The sequence below is a fragment of the Nocardioides sp. NPDC101246 genome (assembly GCF_044767415.1).
Taxonomy (GTDB): domain Bacteria; phylum Actinomycetota; class Actinomycetes; order Propionibacteriales; family Nocardioidaceae; genus Nocardioides.
Genome location: NZ_JBIWNX010000015.1, coordinates 47,357 through 64,349, shown reverse-complemented (window position 1 = coordinate 64,349; position 16,993 = coordinate 47,357). Strand labels below are relative to the sequence as shown.

Sequence of the window (16,993 nt, the reverse complement as noted above, 5' to 3'; positions counted from 1 at the left end):
CTAGCCTTGCCGCATGATCGACCCGCGCATCCTCCGCGAAGACCCCGACCGCGTACGTGCCTCGCAGGAGCGCCGTGGCGCGTCCTCCGACGTGGTGGACCGGGCGCTGTCCGCGGACAGCGCCCGGCGCGCGGCGATCGCGGACTTCGAAGCCAAGCGGGCCGAGCAGAAGCAGATGGGCAAGAAGGTCGCCCAGGCCAAGGGCGAGGAGAAGCAGCAGCTGCTGGCCGAGGTGAAGGACCTCGCGGTCGCCGTCAAGGCGGCCGACGCAGCTCAGGCGGAGGCCGAGGAGGAGTGGAAGAAGGCCCTCAAGGCCATCCCCAACCTCGCCGACGACGCTCCGGCCGGCGGTGAGGACGACTTCGTCCTGATCGAGAAGGTCGGCAAGCCCCGTGACTTCGAGGCCGAGGGCTTCGAGCCGCGTGACCACGTCGAGCTCGGCAAGCTCCTCGGCGCGATCGACCTCGAGCGCGGCGCCAAGGTCTCGGGCAGCCGCTTCTACTTCCTGACCGGGGTCGGCGCGGAGCTCGAGTTCGCGCTGATCAACCTGGCGATGGAGCAGGCCCGCGAGGCCGGGTTCACCCAGGTCATCGCCCCGGCGCTGGTGCGCCCGGAGGCGATGGAGGGCACCGGCTTCCTCGACCAGGTCGATGACGGCGTCTACAAGATCGAGGACGACGACCTCTACCTCGTCGGCACCTCGGAGGTGCCGATGGCGGCGTACCACTCCGACGAGATCCTCGACCCCGACACGCTGCCGCGGCGCTACGCCGCGTTCTCGTCGTGCTTCCGCAAGGAGGCCGGCTCGGCGGGCAAGGACACCAAGGGCATCATCCGGGTCCACCAGTTCGAGAAGGTGGAGATGTTCGTCTACACCACCGTCGAGGAGTCGTACGCCGAGCACCAGCGTCTCCTCGAGTGGGAGAAGTCGTTCCTGGACAAGCTCGAGCTGGCGTACCAGGTCATCGACGTCGCCGCGGGCGACCTCGGTCCTTCGGCGCTGCGGAAGTTCGACTGCGAGGCGTGGATCCCGACCCAGGGGAAGTACCGCGAGCTCACCTCGGCGTCCAACTGCACCACCTTCCAGGCGCGCCGCCTCGACATCCGGCAGCGCACCGAGAGTGGCACCACCCCGGTCGCCACCCTCAACGGCACGCTGACCGCGATCACCCGCGCCATCGTCGCCGTCCTGGAGACCCACCAGCAGGCCGACGGCTCGGTGCGGGTGCCGAAGGCGCTGCAGAAGTGGCTCGGCCGCGAGGTCCTGGAGCCGATCCAGAAGTGAGCACGACCGAGAGCACCACCGCTCGGCCCGGTGAGGCCGCCTGGCGGCCCAAGGTCGTCGCGCTCGACATCGACGGCACCCTGCTGCGCTGGGTCGACGGAACGGGCACGCCGTCCGAGGCGCTCTCGGACAAGGTGCGCGACGCGGTCCGCCGGGCGTACGACGCCGGGGCCCACGTGGTGCTCTCCTCCGGTCGCTCGGCCCACTCGATGACCGGGATCGCCGACCTGATCGGCATCCCGGACGAGGGGGCGGACCGGCTGTGGATCGTTGCGTCCAACGGTGCGGTGGTGCTGCGCTACCCGCCGGTCGACGTGGTGCACGAGGAGACCTTCGACGCCCGCGAGGCGGTCGAGAAGATCTTGGCGCAGCGGCCGAACGTGCTGGTCGCGGTGGAGAACCGCGGCATCGGCTACCGGTTCAACCGGCCGTTCCCGCCGGGCGAGCTGGGCAACGGTGAGAACCTCGTCGCTCCCGTCGAGGAGATGGTCGCCGGCCCGGTCTCCCGGGTGATCATCCGCGACCCCGACGCGACCCCCGAGGACTTCCTCGCCCTCGGCCGCGAGCTCGGTCTGCACGGCATCGACTACGTCGTCGGCTACACCGCCTGGCTCGACCTCACCCCGGTCGGCGTCTCCAAGGCGTCGGGCCTCTCCTACGTCTGCGACCAGCTCGACCTCGAGCCCGCCGACGTACTCGCCATCGGTGACGGCCGCAACGACGTCGAGATGCTCGAATGGGCGGGCCGCGGGGTGGCGATGGGCAACGCGCCCGACGTCGTCCAGGCCATTGCTGACGCGGTGACGGCCCACGTCGCCGACGACGGCGCGGCGCTGGAACTCTCCCGCTGGTTCTGAAAGTGCTGTTCTGAGAGTCTTGGCGCTCGTGACCCTTCCCACCACCATCATGACTGAGCGGCTGACGCTGCCGTTGTGGACCCGCGCCGACGTCGAGGCCATCCGCGATCCCGACGGATCGATCGGGCGGCCGCAGAGCTGGCACCCGCAGTTCCCGCGCGAGGACGACCGCGACGCGGCGACGATGTGGGTCGAGGGTGACCGGTGGAGCTCCCGCTACATCATGCGCAACGGGACCGTACTCGGTTCGATCGGCTTCTTCGGGCCACCTGCCGCCGCCGCTGACGGCACCCCGGAGGCCGAGGTCGGCTACGGCCTGATCGAAGAGGCACGCGGGTGGGGATTCGCGACCGAGGCGCTCAAGGGTCTGCTGGCGTGCGCGGACGAAGAGGGCGTACGCATCCGGGCTTCTGTCGAGCCCACCAACGCCGCCAGCCTCCGAGTGCTCGCCAAGTGCGGGTTCACCGAGCTGCGCGGCGCCGACGAGGACGGGCATCTGGTGATGGCCAGGCCGGTCCCGGGTGGCAGAATAGAGGAATGACGATGCCGAAGCTGGTCGCCACCGACCTGGACGGCACCCTGGTCAGAGCGGACGGTTCGGTCTCGGACTTCACGCGTGACGTGCTCGTGAAGCTCGAGGAGATCGGCGTGCCGGTCATCTTCGTGACCGGTCGTCCGCTGCGCTGGACCCGCGAGCTCTTCGAGCACATCGGCAGCGTCGGGCTGGCGATCGTCTCCAACGGAGCGCTGGTCTGGGACGTCGCGACCGATCAGCCCCGGCTCTCCCGGCTGATCGAGCCGACCCTGACCGCCGAGGTGGCGGCGGTGCTGAAGGACGAGGTCCCCGGGCTGGTCTTCGCGACCGAGTCGCTCGAGGGCTGGTCGTGCGAGCCCGAGTTCGCGGCCCACACCTCCGATGCCCTCCGGCCCGCCAAGCGCATCGCGCCGATCGAGGAGCTCGCCGACGAGCCGCTGATCAAGCTGCTCGCCCGGCGTCACGACCACGACGACGCCGACGAGCTGCTCGCGGCCGCGGCGGCCGTCGTCGGTGATCGCGTCAACGTCACCCACTCGTCGTTCCCGCTGCTGGAGATCAGTGCTCCCGGCGTCACCAAGGCCTCCACGCTGGAGCTGGTCTGCACCGAGCTCGGCATCTCCGATGCGGACGTGATCGCCTTCGGTGACATGCCCAACGACCTGCCGATGCTGACCTGGGCCGGGACCTCGTACGCCATGGCGGACGCCCATCCGAGCGTGGTCGCGTGCGCGTCGCACCTGGCGCCCGGGCACGAAGATGACGGTGTCGCGCGGGTCCTGGCTGGAGTCTTCGGCCTGTGACTGGTTTGATCTTCGCCATGCGCCGCGTCCCCCAGTTCCTCGCTGCCTTCGCTCTTGCGGTGGCAGCGGTGGTCATGACGAGCCCCGCCCCTGCCTCGGCATCCCCGGTTGCGGCTCCCGCGAAGTGCCCCGCCTTCGTGCTCAGCGACGCGGTCAAGGAGCCGCTGGTCTTCCATGCGCGGGTGACCGGGCCCGGGAAGGCCGGCGCCAAGGGCCAGGTGGTCTACCCGGTGACCGTCGTCAAGGCGCTCAAGGGCGTCACCGGCGGCAGCAACCTCGACGTCGCGCTCAACCCCGGTGTGTGCCAGAAGAAGTCGCTGACCGCCAACGAGGACTACTACTTCTTCGTGCAGAAGAAGGGCGGCACGATCCTCGCCGCAGGCAGCGCGCCGCGCGTCGAGGAATACACCGACAAGCTCCAGGCCGAGATCGCCAAGGAGTTCCCCGAGGTGATCGCCCCCGAGCCCCAGCAGGTGAGCTTCAGCGAGCCCGCTTCTCCCGAGGGTCAGAAGCTCGTCGAGGTCGCCGCCCCCGGTGTCGCGCTCGTCGTCGTCGGCATCCTCGGTCTGATCATCGTGATGATCCTCGGGCGGCGAAAGGCTTCCTGACGCCGGGCGGTTCCTTCGTCGAGGTATGCAGCCGAAGGCTCACATCCCGTGCGGAGTTCCGCTAGGGATGTGTCCGCTGGTCTGCATACCCTTCGACAGGCTCCGGCCGCTGCCTCGACGATAGGCCGGCCTCCGGCGCCCACCCCGGCGGCCGGAAGGCGTAGCTCAGCTTGAGCCGCCAGCCGTCGGCGCTGCGTACGTCGTTCCAGAGCTCACGGAAGGCGCCGTACTCCAGCCGGAGAAGGTTGTAGGTGTCGACCTTGTAGGTCAGGCCGTACGTCGGGCGCTGGACCTCCGGCTGGAACGTCCCGAAGAGGCGGTCCCAGATGATCAGGATGCCGGCGTAGTTCTTGTCCAGGTACTCCGGGTCGGAGCCGTGGTGGACGCGGTGGTGGCTCGGGGTGTTGAGGACGAGCTCGATCGGACGCCACAGCTTGCCGATCGTCTCGGTGTGCACGAAGAACTGGTAGATCAGGTTGATCGAGAAGGCGATGTAGATCGCCGCCGGGGAGATGCCGAGGAACGGCAGCGGCAGGAAGAAGAAGAACTCGAACCACGGGTTCCACTTCTGCCGCAGCGCGGTCGCGAACGTCATGTACTCGCTCGAGTGGTGTGCCTGGTGGGCTGCCCAGCCGACTCGGGTCCGGTGCACGAAGCGGTGGTTCCAGTAGTAGGCGAGGTCGACGACCACGACCGAGATCGCCAGGCCCCACCACGTCTCCGGAATCTGCCACAGCGACGCGTAGGCGAAGATCGCCGTGTAGACCGCGAAGGTCAGCACCTTGAACACGGTCATCGACACGATCGAGCCGAGGCCCATCAGCACCGAGGTGCGCGCGTCCTTGAAGACGTAACCGGCCAGGTTGTCGTCGTGGTCGAGCCATTTCAGCGCCGCCAGTTCGATGAGGATCGAGATCAGGAAGAACGGGATGGCGTACGTCAAGGGGTTCTTCAACGGGTCGAGCATGTCGTTCATGGGGGACCTCCCAGGGATATGACCTTCGAGTAAGTTACCTCAAGGTCATATGCCGCCGCTAGACTCTTGGACATGTCACGGGCCAACGCTGGAACCAAGGGCGTCCCGCGCGCCGACCGCGAGCTGCAGATCGTGCGGGCAGCCTGTGAGGTGTTCGGCACCATCGGATTCGCCAAGGCGTCGGTCGCGGGGATCGCTGCCGACGCGGGCATCTCGAAACCGCTGGTCTACCAGTACTTCGGTTCCAAGGAAGGCCTCTTCTCCGCCTGCCTCACCTACGGCGCCGAGCTGCTGGCCGGCGACATGGAGCGGGTCGCCGCCGACGACTCGGTCGGTCTCGAGCGCGGTCTGCGCACCCTCGACGGGATCTTCAGCATCCTCGAGCCCCAGCCGTGGCTGTGGCGGCTCTTCTTCGACGGGACCGCCCCGGACACGGGTGACGTCGCCGCCGTGAGGGCCGTCTACACCGACCGGATCACCCGGCTGGCGATGGAGGGCGTCGGCGAGCTGATGGCGCTCGTCGGTGACGACGACCCGCTCGATGTCTCCGCGATGACCGCCGTGTGGATGAACGTCGTCGACTCGCTCGTCACCTGGTGGCTCGATCATCCCGAGGTCACGCGGAGCGAGATGACCGCGCGGTGCTACCGGCTCATCGTGGGGCTCTCCGGCGCGGAGCCGCCCGCGGCGGTCGTGGCCGACCCGGCCGGGCGCTGAGCGGGTGCGCGGGGCATTTTCCCGCCATGGCGGGAAAATGCCGCCCCAGATCGGCGAGACCGTCGGCAAAAGCCCGCCATGGCGGGAAAATGCCCTCCGCGAGTAGCCTTCGCGCGTGAGCATCGGCAGAGACCTGCAGTCGGCCATCTTCCGCAAGGGCCTGTTCGGCCACCGTCCCGTGGTGCCGACCGAACCCTCGGCGCTCGCCGAGGCCGCCCAGCGGGCGATGAGCAAGGAGGCCTGGGCGTACGTCGACGGCGGTGCCGGCCAGCAGCGAACCGTCGCCGCCAACACCGCCGCCTTCGACCACTACCGGCTGGTGCCGCGCATGCTCACCAACGTCGAGAGCCGCGACCTGCGCACCACCCTGTTCGGTGTGGACATGCCGGCGCCGCTGATGCTCGGCCCGGTCGGCGTGCTCGAGCTGGCCCACCCCCGCGCCGAGCACGAGGTCGCCGCGGCGGCCCGCGCGACGGGCATCCCGATGGTGATCTCCACCCAGGCATCGGTCCCGATGGAGGAGGTCGCCGAGGACCTGGGCGACACCCCGCGGCTCTACCAGCTCTACTGGTCGAAGGACGAGTCGATCGTCGAGTCCTTCGTACGCCGCGCCGAGGCCATCGGCTCCGACGCGCTGGTCGTCACCCTCGACACGCACATGCTGGGGTGGCGTACGCGTGATCTCGATCTGGGCTATCTGCCCTTCGCCCGGGGACTCGGGATCGCCCAGTACACCTCCGACCCCGCCTTCCGTGCGCTCGTCGAGGAGCGGCTCGCGGCGGGCTCCGGGATGAGTGTGCGACCCGGGCTCCGGGAGATCCCCTCGGCGCTCACCGCGGTCGCCTCCATGGCCCAGCACCATCCCGGCAAGCTCGTCGACAACCTCCGCTCCGGCCACGCCCGAGCCGCGGTCGAGACCTTCCTCGATGTCTTCTCCCGCTCCGACCTGATCTGGGACGATCTCGACCGGCTACGGGAGATGACCGACCTGCCGATCGTGCTGAAGGGGCTCCAGGCGCCCGAGGACGCCCGGCGCGCGCTCGAGCACGGCGTGGACGGGATCATCGTCTCCAACCACGGTGGCCGTCAGGTCGACGGCGCCATCGCGTCGATCGACGCCCTGCCGAGCATCGTCGACGAGGTCGACGGCCGCATCCCGGTCCTCTTCGACTCCGGCATCCGCTCCGGCGCCGACATCCTCAAGGCGCTCGCCCTGGGTGCCGACGCGGTCCTCCTCGGCCGCCCCTACGTCTACGGCCTCGCCCTCGCCGGTGCCGCCGGTGTCCAGGCCGTCCTGGAGCACATGATCGCCGAGCTCGACCTCTCCCTCGGTCTCGTCGGCTGCCGCTCCGTCGACGAGATCGGCCGCGAGCTCCTCGGCTGAAGCTCGGGGGCACTGGTGCTCCTCGCGTCGGGCACAGGTTGTGAACGGACGCCGGGTTCACCCCTGCCGACACGCCTGCGCTGCTAGCGTCCCGCTCGCAGATCGATCGTGTCCGGGACGAGGTGACTGCTCGACTCGCTCGTTCGGATAGATGGAGCTCGCTCATGCGTTTTCGTTGGTGCCACGCCGTAGCCGCTGCTGTTGTTCTTCCCGCTGCCGTGGTCGTTGTCGGGCCCGCCGCTGCCGCCGGGGGCGCCACCTGCGGCGGTAAGACGGTCACCGTCGACATGAGGTACGGCGAGAGGCCCACCAACGGCGACGATGTCATCCTCACCGGGTACGACGTCGACGAAACCTATGGCCTTGCGGGCGACGACACGATCTGTCGCCTGGACGACGGTCCGCGCGGAAAGATCTACGGAGGCGATGGTGACGATGTCATCTACGGTGGCATCGTCGAGTACTCCGGGCCCGAGCTCTACGGTGGCAACGGCAACGACACCATCTACGGCAGCAACAATTGGACCTACATCAGCGCGGGTAACGGTGCGGACACGGTCTACGTCCGAGCCCGCGGCGGCGGCGACGTCTACGGCGGTGCGGGGAACGACGTCGTCTACGGCGGCGCCGGCAACGACGCGATGTGGGCGGGGCCGGGCAACGACCGTATCTACGGAGGTCTCGGTGACGACTTCCTCGTCGGCGGGGCGGACCAGGACTACGTCTATGGCGGTGCCGGCAACGACGGGGTCTACGGCGTCGGCGGAGACGACAGGATGTACGGAGGCGCCGGGGCCGACCGGCTCATCGGGGAGGACGGGCGCGACCGGATCTGGGGATCGTCCGGCGACGACGTGATCAAGGGTGGTGGCGATGGCGACCGGATCTGGGGTGAGGGCGGCAATGACGAGGTCGAGGCCGGCGGTGGCTCCGACGAGGTGTTCGGTGGCGTCGGCAGGGACTGGCTCTCTGGTGGATCCGGCAACGACACCTTGTCCGGCGGAGACGGTCAGGACCGACTCATCGGTGGGTCTGGAGCCGACAAGCTTGCCGGAGGAAGCGGCGCCGACCGACTGACGTACTAGCTCGACCAGGTCGCGTCATCACCCCTCGGCCGCGCCAAGTTCATACTTTATGAGGGGGCGCGATCTGAGCACCCCACTTACGATGCAAGTGATGAACCCGCAATCTCCGCCAGACATCGTCGTGATCGGCGGCTCCAACATGGATCTCCACGCTCGGGCCCACGAGCAGGTGGTGATGGGTTCGAGCATGTCCGGTTCCGCCGGCCTCTCGCCCGGTGGGGTGGGCCGCAACGTCGCGGAGAACCTCGCCCGGCTGGGCGACTCGGTGGCGCTGGTCTCGGTCGTCGGTGACGACCCGATCGGCGACGAGGTGATCAGCTACACCGAGGATGTCGGCGTCGACTGCACCTACGTCCGACGCCGGGCAGACGTACGCACCGGCACGTACAACGCCGTGCTCGACTCCTCCGGTGAGCTGGTGGTCGCGGTGGCCGACATGGCCGCGACCGACGAGTTCTCCCCGCTGGTGGTGGAGGCGGCCCGCGATTTGATCAAGAACGCTCGTGGTGTGCTCGTCGAGGGCAACATCCCGGTCCGCACCGCCGACGTGGCGATCGACCTCGCCCGCGAGTTCGGCGTGCCCGTCGGGTTCGACCCGGTCTCGGTGTCGAAGGCGAGGCGGGCGCGGGACCTGATCCGGGCCGATCGCGAGCTCTACCTGGTCACGCCCAACCAGGCCGAGCTGGCCGCGCTGACCGACCTGCCCGCCGGCACCGATGCCGAGATCGAGAAGGCCGTCCACTCGCTGCACGACCGCGGTGTCGGCGTCGTCTGGGTGCGCCTCGGCGCGCGCGGCTCGGTGATCAGCTACAACGACGTCTACCAGGAGCTTCCCGCTGTGCCGACCGACGTCGTCGACGTCACCGGCGCCGGCGACGCGATGCTGGCCGCGTTCACGCACGAGGTTCTCCGTGACGTCGACCTGGTCGAGGCGGCCCGGTTCGGGCACGCCGCGGCAGCGCTGACCTGTGGCACCCACGACACCGTCCGGATGGACCTCAACGAGACCCTCGTGCGGGAGCTCGCGTGAAGGTGAGGCTCACCGAGGAGGTCGCCACGGCGCTCGCCGAGGGCCGACCGGTCGTCGCGCTCGAGTCGACCATCATCAGCCACGGCATGCCCTATCCCGACAACGTCAAGATGGCCACCGAGGTCGAGCAGATCGTGCGCGACAACGGCGCCGTCCCGGCCACGATCGCGCTGCTCGACGGCGTCCCGCGCGCCGGCCTCGACCAGGACGACCTCGAGCTGCTCGCCTCCGACCCCGAGGTGACCAAGGTCAGCGTCCGCGACCTCCCGTACGTCGTCGCCCGCGGTCTCCACGGCGCGACCACGGTCGCGGCCACCATGCGCCTGGCGGCCATGGTCGGGATCAGGACGTTCGTGACCGGCGGGCTCGGTGGCGTACACCGGGGTGCGGCGACGTCCTTCGACATCTCCGCCGACCTGACCGAGCTCGCCCGCACCCAGGTCGCGGTGGTCAGCGCCGGGGTGAAGTCGATCCTCGACATCGGCCTGACCCTGGAGACCCTGGAGACCTATGGGGTGCCGGTCCTGGTCAACGGGAGCGACGAGTTCCCGGCCTTCTACTCCCGCAGCTCCGGGTTCGCGGCGCCGCTGCGCATCGACGGCCCCGACGAGGCTGCCGCGGTGATGAAAGCCACCTGGGACCTCGGCCTCCCCAGCGGCCTGGTCATCGCCAACCCGGTCCCGGTCGCCGACGAGATCCCCGCCGAGGTGATCGGGAAACACATCGACCAGGCCCTCGCCGACGCCGAGGCACGCGACATCCACGGCAAGGACATCACCCCGTTCCTGCTCGCCAGGATCGTCGAGCTGACCGGCGGTGACTCCCTGGCGACCAACATCGCGCTGGTACGCGACAACGCAGCCTTCGGCGCGCAAATGGCAGCATCTCATGTTGCCGCGTGACGAACGATCACCACTCGTTCACCCCGGCGACACCGCACGTGGCCTAACGTCTCGTCTACCTATGCGTTGATCCTCCCGTGACCGATAGCCCCCACATTGGCCCCACCACGATGGCCCCTTCCAGGCGCACACTGCTCAAGGCCGGCCTGATCGGTGGTGCCGGCGTCGTCGCCGGCCCGGTGCTGTGGACACAGGCGGCCAGGTCGGCCGCGCCGGCCACCGGCGTACATCTGTCCTACGGGGCCGACCCGGTCAAGCAGATGAATGTCTCCTGGTCGACCGCCGGGTCGGTGCAGGCGCCGCGGCTGGACCTGGGCGTGACGCCCGACTACGGCCTCACCGTGCGACCCGAGTCGCTCTCCACGATCCGGGTCGACAGCGTCTACCACCACGTTGACCTCAGCGACCTGCGAGCGGGCACGCACTACTACTACCGGCTCAGCCACGACGGGGGCACCCCGACCAGGGGCTCGTTCACCACCGCCCCGAAGACCACGGGGTCCTTCCGGTTCGCCGCCTTCGGCGACATGGGTGTGGCCGAGGACGCCGCGCGCAACGTGAACCTGATCCGTCAGCAGCGCGCCGAGTTCGCCTTCGTCGTCGGCGACATCGCGTACGCCGACACCGGAGGCCAGGGCAAGAGCAGGAAGACGCAGCAGGACTTCGGTGTCTGGGACGAGCTCCTGACCCAGATCCAGCCCAGCGCCAACGCGATCCCGTGGATGACCGTCGTCGGGAACCACGAGATGGAGAACGGCAACGGCGAGCTCGGCTACGACGGCCACCGCGCTCGCTTCCGCCACCCCGACAACGGTGCCGGCGGCGGACAGGAGACCTACTCCTTCGTCCGCGGCAACGTGGCCTTCATCGCCCTCGACGGCAACGACGCGACGTACGAGTACACGCGGAACGCGGGATACCTCGGAGGCACCCTCGACGGCTGGCTCGAGCAGCAGCTCACCGACTTCCGGGGCCGTAACGACATCGACTTCATCCTGGTCGGCTTCCACCAGTGCGCCTACTGCACCAACATCGCGCACGCCTCGGACGGCGGCATCCGCGACCGCTGGGAGGCGCTCTTCGACCGCTACCAGGTCGACGTCGTGATCAACGGCCACAACCACTGCTACGAGCGCACCCACCTGATGCGCGACGGCAGGCCGGTCCAGGAGGCGCCGCGCGGCTCCACGGTCAGCACCAACCACGGGACGATCTACATCACCGCGGGCGGCGGTGGCGGCTCGACCTACCCCGACGTCCTGCCGGTGCTCTCCTACTACACCGACGCGCACGGCCTGAAGATCCCCGAGCCCACCACCTACCGCGCCGTCGGCGACGCGACCCACTCGGTCGCATTCTTCGACGCCCACCCGCGCGACGCCCAGGGGCAGGCGAGGCTGGACCTCGAAGTCATCGCCACGGACGGCTCCGAGGTCGACACGCTCACCATCGCTAGGACGCGTTGATGCGCACCCAATTAGAGTTGATGCGCGTGGGGGGATTCAGAAGGAGGAAGCCGAGGCTGCTGAGCGTCGTCGTGCCCGTCTACAACGTGGCCGACTACGTCGCCGACAGCCTCGACAGCATCCTTCATCAGCCGTTGCGTGAGGTCTGCGCCATCGAGGTGGTTGTCGTCGACGACGGCTCGACCGACGGATCTGCCGAGATCGTCAAGGGCATCGCGGCCAACGATCCCCGGGTCACCCTGATCACCCAACCCAACTCCGGTGTCTCCGTCGCCCGTCACACCGGGATCGAGGCCACCACCGGTGACCTGCTCACCTTCGTCGACCCCGATGACATCCTGCCCCGTGACGCTTGGAGCACGATGGTGAAGACGCTGCGGCGTACGGGCTCCGACTTCGTCGTCGGCTCGGCCGAGCGCGTCACCCTCGTGAACGGTGAGGAGCGGAGGTACGTCACCCCGCTGATGCGCCGCAACCACACCCGGACGCGCCTCAGATGCCGGATCGAGGACGCCCCGCTGATGCTCGCGGACGTGTTCGTGTGGAACAAGATCTTCCGGCGCTCCTTCTGGACCGACAACGACATCACCTTCCCCGAGCGCACCCGCTACCAGGATCAGGTGGCCCTGACCCAGGCGTTCCTGGCCGCCAGGAACTTCGACATCCTCACCGACGTCGTCTACGACTGGCGGGTCCGCTCCGACTTCTCCTCCGCGACCCAGAAGCGTGCCCAGATCGCCAACCTGCTCGAGCGGATCACCACCAAGCGCCAGACCGTCGAGCTCGTGGCCGGCTCGGGCTCGTCGAAGCTGATGCGTACGCTGCGCACCGAGATCCTCCCGATCGACATGTGGGAGCACTTCCGGGCGTCGGTCAACCCCACCACCGAGGACCCCGACCGCTACTGGTCGCTGCTGCGCGGCGCCGTCCTGGAGTTCTGGTACGACGCCGGGGTCCCTTTCGAGGAGACCACCGTCCCGCGTGGCCAGCGCCTGATGGCCTGGCTGGTCTCGCAGGACCGCCGCGACGACCTCGCCGCTCTCATCGAGACGATCGACGAGCGGGGTCCGGCCAAGGGGATCGAGGCGTTCGCCGCCGCGGAGGACCTGCCCGTCGGACTCTGAGCCCGATCCGTCGGACTCGACCAGAAGCCCTGGGGCGTATAAGACGGCCCTAGTGGCTCAGGGACCTAAGACCTGCGATGTACCCAGATGCGCAGGGAATTGGGCGATTCCCGTTGCACGGCGGTCCCCCTGGGGGCAAGGTGTGGGCACCCCACGCCATTGCTTCGAGGAGCCCACTGAATGCCCAGCGTCGAGCTGTCGGCCGGTCCGATCGATTTCGAGGATACCGGCGGTGACGGACCTGTCCTCGTACTCCTCCATGGAGTGCCGATGGACGGCCGTGTGTGGCGCCGTGCGCTGCCCTACCTCGGTGGCTTCCGGGTGATCCGGCCGACGCTCCCGCTGGGCGGTCACCGTCAGCCGATGCGGCCCGACGCGGACCTCAGCCAGCAGGGTGTGGCGAGCATCCTCGGCGACTTCCTCGACGCGCTCGACCTCCACGACGTCACCCTGGTCCTCAACGACTGGGGCGGTGGCCAGTTCCTCATCAACGCCGACCGCACCGACCGCATCGCGCGGCTGGCGCTGGTGGCGTGCGAGGCCTTCGACAATTACCCGCCCAAGGCGGCCAGGCCGCTGGCGGTGCTCTCGAAGATGCCGCCGCTGTTCACCGCCGCGCTGCAGCTGTTCCGCATGGAGAGCTTCCGGCAGATGAGCTCCGGCTACGGCGGGATGTCGGTCGACAAGAGCTACCACCTCTACGACGACCTCGTTCACGGCTGGTTCGCGCCGTCGCTGACCGACCGGGCGATCCGCCGCGACTTCATCAAGTTCGCCGGCGGCGCACCTGGTCGCGACGAGCTGCTCGAGCTGGCCGAGGGGCAGCAGAAGTTCACCAAGCCGGTGCTGGTGGTCTGGGCCGACCAGGACACGATGATGCCCGCCGAGCACGGCCCGCGCCTGGCCGCGCACTATCCCGACGCGCGGTTGGAGATCGTCAAGGACTCCTCGACGCTGGTGCCGATCGACCAGCCCGAGCTGCTCGCGGACCTACTTCGTGAGTTCGTGGTCGGTGGTGGCGCTCCGGTTGACCCGGTAGGCGAGGAAGCTCGGGACGAGTAGCGCGCACAGCGCGATCCCGAGGAGGTTGAGCAGGCCGCCGCCGGTGGTCGCGATAGCGGTGCCGACCACGGCCGCCGCGCCTCCGTGCAGGACGTCGGCCACCCGCGGGCCACCCGCGACGACCACCGTGAAGACTCCCTGCAGCCGGCCGCGTACGTTGTCGTCGGCCGCCGACTGCAGGATCGACATCCGGATGGCCGCGGAGGCCACGTCGGCGGCGCCGGCGACCATCATGAAGAACACGGCGAGGCCCAGCATCAGCGCCGTGGTGCGCTGGTCCACAGCGAGATCCGCGAACCCGACGGTGAGCCCGAACAGGGTGATCCCGAGGGCCCACACGGCGATGCACCAGATGACCACGCGCCCCTGGGCCTCGATCCGGGAGACCCAGCCGGAGAAGATCCCGCCGATCACCGCACCCGCCGGGATGGCCGCGAAGAGCAGCGCGAACGCGATCCCGCCCTCGGCGGGGCCGCCGAAGGACTCGTGCGCGATCTGCGGGAACAGCGCCCGTGGCATCGCGAAGACCATCGCGATCAGGTCGACCACGAAGCTCATCATCAGCACCGGCTGTTGCCGCAGGTAGGCGAATCCGTCCCACACCGAACGCAGCCCGGGGACCTTCGCGACGGCGCCCTCGACGGGGAGCCTCGGCAGCAGCACGACCGCGTAGAGCGTCGCGAAGAGGGTGACGGTGTCGATGGCGTACAGCCAGGTGAACCCGGTGAACGGCAGCATCACGCCGGCGACCAGCGGGCCCGCGATGGCACCCGCCTGGAAGACCGTCATCTGCAGCGAGTTGGCGGCCGGGAGCAGGTGGGCGGGCAGGATCTTGGGCAGCAGCGAGTTCCGGGTCGGCGAGTTGACCGCGAAGAAGGCCTGCTGGACCGAGAAGAGGCACAGCAGCAGCCAGACGTTGGTGTTGCCGAGCGCGGACTGGAGCCAGAAGAGCGCACTGGTGCCGATCAGCCCGATGGTCGAGACCATCAGGATCGTACGCCGGTCGAAGTGGTCCGCGAGCGCGCCGCCGTAGAGCCCGAAGACGATCAGCGGGACCAGCCCGAAGACACCCGTCAGCCCGACGTACGCCGAGGAGCCGGTGTCCGCATAGATCTGGGCCGGCACCGCGACGACGGTCAGCTGCGCGCCGATCATGGTGATGATCCCGGCGATCCACAGGCGTCGGAAGTGCGGCTCCTGGAGGGGGCGGGTGTCGGCGACGGCGCCCTTGAGCTTGGCGGTGATGCTCACTTCTGCGGGGCCTCCAACATGGTTACCAATGCTAAACGACTGAATTTACCTGGAGAAATTCCGATGAGAGGTGTCGGATCGTGATGTAGACGTTCGTAGCAAGGGTGAGAGGCGGTCACCGAGGCCGTCCGACACAAAGGAGTGAGCACCATGGCCAAGTACCTGATGTCCGTCTGGGGTCCCGACTCGGACTACGAGAAGGAGAACTACGGCTACGCCTCGCCGGAGGAGATGATGGCCTCGTTCGAGGCGACCGGGAAGTTCAACGACAAGCTCCAGGCGGAGGGCTACTTCGTCTTCGCCGACGGTCTCGATGCCGCGAAGACGGCAACCGTCGTCGACGGCATGGGTGAGAAGCCGGTCATCACCGACGGCCCCTACGCAGAGGCCAAGGAGTACATGGCCGGCTTCTGGATCATCGACGTCCCCGACCTCGACGTCGCGCTCAAGCTGGCCGGCGAGGCCTCTGCGGCCTGCCTCGGCAAGGTCGAGGTGCGCCCGATGCAGACCGGCCCCGAGGCGTGAACCACCGTTGACGGATATCGACGAGGCGATCACCCGGGCCCACCAAGAGGAGTGGGCACGGGTGGTCGCCAGCCTCGCCAGGCGCTTCGGCGACCTCGACATCGCCGAGGATGCCGCGGCCGAGGCGTTCACGGTCGCAGTCGAGCGTTGGCCGCTCGATGGCGTACCCCCCAACCCGGGCGCCTGGCTCACCACCACCGCCAACCGCCGCGCGATCGACCGGATCCGCCGCGAGTCCAAGCGTGACGACAAGCAGAAGGAGGCCGTCGCGATGCACGATGACACCCCGCACGAGCCTCTCGGCGCGATCGAGGACGACCGGCTCCGACTGCTGTTCACCTGCTGCCATCCCGCGCTCGCGCCCGAGGCGCGGATCGCGCTGACGCTGCGTATGGTCGGCGGCCTGACCGTGCCCGAGATCGCGAAGGCCTTCCTGGTCCAGGAGACCACGATGGGCCAGCGGATCACCCGCGCGAAGACCAAGATCAAGGCAGCCCACATCCCTTACCGGGTCCCCGAGGCGGCCGACCTCCCCGAGCGTGTCTCGGGCGTCCTGGCCGTCCTCTTCCTGGTCTTCAACGAGGGCTACCTCTCCTCCGGCGACCACGAGAACTCCGTACGCGGCGACCTGACCCTCGAGGCCATCCGGCTGACCCGCCTGGTCCGAGCGCTGCTCCCCGAGGACGGCGAGGTCGCCGGCCTGCTGGCCCTGATGCTGTTGATCGAGGCGCGGCGTACGGCCCGGATCTCGGCGACCGGCGAGCTGGTCCGGCTCGACGAGCAGGACCGCGGATCCTGGGATCTCGCGCTGATCGCCGAGGGCCACGCGCTGGTGCGCGAGCGGCTCGGTGTGGTCGCGAACGGGGGCCCACGGCCCGGGCGCTACCAGATCCTGGCCGCCATCAACGCGGTTCACACCTCGGTGCGCGACGCCCGCGACACCGACTGGTCCCAGATCGTCGCGCTCTACGACCAGATGATCCGGGTCGACGGCTCTCCCATCGTCCGGCTCAACCGCGCGATCGCCGTCGCCGAGTTGGACGGCCCCGAGGTCGCGCTCGCCGAGATCGACCGGCACCTGGGGTCCAGCCTGGACGACTACCACGCCTTCCACGCCACCCGAGCCGATCTGCTGCGCCGGCTCGGCCGCAGCGGCGAGTCCCGGGTGGCGTACGACAGGGCCATCGAGCTCGCCGAGAACGCCGCCGAGGTCGCGCTGCTGACCAGACGGAGGGATCAGCTGGGTGGGGGGTGATCTGCCGTGACGTTGGGGTAGTGGGGGGGGGGAAATCCGAATTAAAGTGAGGAAATAATGACTTTGGGTCAGGGCTAAACCCAACAACGGGTGGGTGAACGCCACGGGGGGTGGGTTTTTGTTTTGGT

At 68.8% G+C, this 16,993-nt stretch carries 17 protein-coding genes; 15 read left to right on the top strand and 2 right to left on the bottom strand.

Going from position 1 to position 16,993, the window contains the following annotated elements; all coding sequences use genetic code 11:
* Nucleotides 1-13 precede the first annotated feature (13 nt).
* Genes serS through ACIRON_RS24460 form a run of 5 tightly spaced genes read left to right on the top strand, consistent with a single transcriptional unit; the run spans nt 14 to nt 4,088 of the window.
* Complete coding sequence (gene serS / locus ACIRON_RS24480; RefSeq protein ID WP_402996359.1) at nt 14-1,285, top strand: serine--tRNA ligase; 1,272 nt, start codon at nt 14-16, stop codon at nt 1,283-1,285.
* Nucleotides 1,282-2,142 (top strand): HAD family hydrolase, encoded by an 861-nt coding sequence (locus tag ACIRON_RS24475; RefSeq protein ID WP_402996357.1) that lies wholly within the window; start codon nt 1,282-1,284, stop codon nt 2,140-2,142. The genes serS and ACIRON_RS24475 overlap by 4 nt, the downstream gene beginning before the upstream one ends.
* Nucleotides 2,143-2,191: 49 nt before the next feature.
* On the top strand, nt 2,192-2,683 hold the full coding sequence (locus ACIRON_RS24470) for a GNAT family N-acetyltransferase (RefSeq protein ID WP_402996355.1): 492 nt from the start codon (nt 2,192-2,194) through the stop codon (nt 2,681-2,683).
* Nucleotides 2,680-3,480 carry an HAD family hydrolase gene (locus tag ACIRON_RS24465; protein ID WP_402996353.1) on the top strand — a complete coding sequence of 267 codons (801 nt, stop codon included), beginning with the start codon at nt 2,680-2,682 and terminating at the stop codon, nt 3,478-3,480. The genes ACIRON_RS24470 and ACIRON_RS24465 overlap by 4 nt, the downstream gene beginning before the upstream one ends.
* On the top strand, nt 3,477-4,088 hold the full coding sequence (locus ACIRON_RS24460; RefSeq protein WP_402996351.1) for a hypothetical protein: 612 nt from the start codon (nt 3,477-3,479) through the stop codon (nt 4,086-4,088). The genes ACIRON_RS24465 and ACIRON_RS24460 overlap by 4 nt, the downstream gene beginning before the upstream one ends.
* Before the next feature lie 61 nt (nt 4,089-4,149).
* Here ACIRON_RS24460 and ACIRON_RS24455 read toward each other — a convergent pair whose 3' ends face one another.
* Nucleotides 4,150-5,064 carry a sterol desaturase family protein gene (locus ACIRON_RS24455; RefSeq protein ID WP_402996349.1) on the bottom strand — a complete coding sequence of 305 codons (915 nt, stop codon included), beginning with the start codon at nt 5,062-5,064 and terminating at the stop codon, nt 4,150-4,152.
* A 72-nt stretch (nt 5,065-5,136) separates the two neighbouring features.
* Between ACIRON_RS24455 and ACIRON_RS24450 the strand changes: the two genes are divergently transcribed.
* The 8 genes from ACIRON_RS24450 to ACIRON_RS24415 all read left to right on the top strand — a co-directional run bounded on the left by ACIRON_RS24450 (nt 5,137) and on the right by ACIRON_RS24415 (nt 13,834).
* The gene (locus ACIRON_RS24450; protein ID WP_402996347.1) at nt 5,137-5,781 is read left to right on the top strand and encodes a TetR/AcrR family transcriptional regulator; all 645 of its coding nucleotides are present in this window, start codon (nt 5,137-5,139) and stop codon (nt 5,779-5,781) included.
* A 115-nt stretch (nt 5,782-5,896) separates the two neighbouring features.
* Complete coding sequence (locus ACIRON_RS24445; RefSeq protein WP_402996345.1) at nt 5,897-7,165, top strand: alpha-hydroxy-acid oxidizing protein; 1,269 nt, start codon at nt 5,897-5,899, stop codon at nt 7,163-7,165.
* Between the two features lie 164 nt (nt 7,166-7,329).
* Nucleotides 7,330-8,250 carry a calcium-binding protein gene (locus ACIRON_RS24440; protein ID WP_402996343.1) on the top strand — a complete coding sequence of 307 codons (921 nt, stop codon included), beginning with the start codon at nt 7,330-7,332 and terminating at the stop codon, nt 8,248-8,250.
* A 91-nt stretch (nt 8,251-8,341) separates the two neighbouring features.
* Entirely contained in the window at nt 8,342-9,280 is a 939-nt protein-coding gene (locus ACIRON_RS24435) for a carbohydrate kinase family protein (protein WP_402996341.1), read from the top strand.
* On the top strand, nt 9,277-10,182 hold the full coding sequence (locus tag ACIRON_RS24430) for a pseudouridine-5'-phosphate glycosidase (RefSeq protein WP_378727401.1): 906 nt from the start codon (nt 9,277-9,279) through the stop codon (nt 10,180-10,182). The genes ACIRON_RS24435 and ACIRON_RS24430 overlap by 4 nt, the downstream gene beginning before the upstream one ends.
* 110 nt (nt 10,183-10,292) lie before the next feature.
* A complete protein-coding gene (locus ACIRON_RS24425; RefSeq protein WP_402996338.1) occupies nt 10,293-11,648 on the top strand; it encodes a metallophosphoesterase in 1,356 nt (451 codons plus the stop codon).
* Between the two features lie 20 nt (nt 11,649-11,668).
* Entirely contained in the window at nt 11,669-12,772 is a 1,104-nt protein-coding gene (locus ACIRON_RS24420; RefSeq protein WP_402996336.1) for a glycosyltransferase family 2 protein, read from the top strand.
* Between the two features lie 180 nt (nt 12,773-12,952).
* Nucleotides 12,953-13,834: an alpha/beta fold hydrolase gene (locus ACIRON_RS24415; protein WP_402996334.1), complete on the top strand. Its 882-nt coding sequence runs from the start codon at nt 12,953-12,955 to the stop codon at nt 13,832-13,834.
* Here ACIRON_RS24415 and ACIRON_RS24410 read toward each other — a convergent pair.
* Entirely contained in the window at nt 13,763-15,085 is a 1,323-nt protein-coding gene (locus ACIRON_RS24410) for an MFS transporter (protein WP_402996332.1), read from the bottom strand. The genes ACIRON_RS24415 and ACIRON_RS24410 overlap by 72 nt on opposite strands.
* 150 nt (nt 15,086-15,235) lie before the next feature.
* On the opposite strand from ACIRON_RS24410, the gene ACIRON_RS24405 reads away from it, so the two are divergent.
* Together ACIRON_RS24405 and ACIRON_RS24400 are read left to right on the top strand one after the other, a co-directional pair.
* Nucleotides 15,236-15,610: a YciI family protein gene (locus ACIRON_RS24405; RefSeq protein ID WP_402996330.1), complete on the top strand. Its 375-nt coding sequence runs from the start codon at nt 15,236-15,238 to the stop codon at nt 15,608-15,610.
* A gap of 7 nt (nt 15,611-15,617) precedes the next feature.
* Complete coding sequence (locus ACIRON_RS24400; protein WP_402996328.1) at nt 15,618-16,865, top strand: RNA polymerase sigma factor; 1,248 nt, start codon at nt 15,618-15,620, stop codon at nt 16,863-16,865.
* Nucleotides 16,866-16,993: the final 128 nt, after the last annotated feature.

Coding starts and splice junctions, on each gene's coding strand:
- serS (WP_402996359.1), top strand. CDS start 14: ATGATCGACCCGCGCATCCTCCGCGAAGACCCCGACCGCGTACGTGCC.
- ACIRON_RS24470 (WP_402996355.1), top strand. CDS start 2,192: ATGACTGAGCGGCTGACGCTGCCGTTGTGGACCCGCGCCGACGTCGAG.
- ACIRON_RS24465 (WP_402996353.1), top strand. CDS start 2,680: ATGACGATGCCGAAGCTGGTCGCCACCGACCTGGACGGCACCCTGGTC.
- ACIRON_RS24455 (WP_402996349.1), bottom strand. CDS start 5,064: ATGAACGACATGCTCGACCCGTTGAAGAACCCCTTGACGTACGCCATC.
- ACIRON_RS24450 (WP_402996347.1), top strand. CDS start 5,137: ATGTCACGGGCCAACGCTGGAACCAAGGGCGTCCCGCGCGCCGACCGC.
- ACIRON_RS24440 (WP_402996343.1), top strand. CDS start 7,330: ATGCGTTTTCGTTGGTGCCACGCCGTAGCCGCTGCTGTTGTTCTTCCC.
- ACIRON_RS24435 (WP_402996341.1), top strand. CDS start 8,342: ATGAACCCGCAATCTCCGCCAGACATCGTCGTGATCGGCGGCTCCAAC.
- ACIRON_RS24425 (WP_402996338.1), top strand. CDS start 10,293: ATGGCCCCTTCCAGGCGCACACTGCTCAAGGCCGGCCTGATCGGTGGT.
- ACIRON_RS24420 (WP_402996336.1), top strand. CDS start 11,669: ATGCGCGTGGGGGGATTCAGAAGGAGGAAGCCGAGGCTGCTGAGCGTC.
- ACIRON_RS24415 (WP_402996334.1), top strand. CDS start 12,953: ATGCCCAGCGTCGAGCTGTCGGCCGGTCCGATCGATTTCGAGGATACC.
- ACIRON_RS24405 (WP_402996330.1), top strand. CDS start 15,236: ATGGCCAAGTACCTGATGTCCGTCTGGGGTCCCGACTCGGACTACGAG.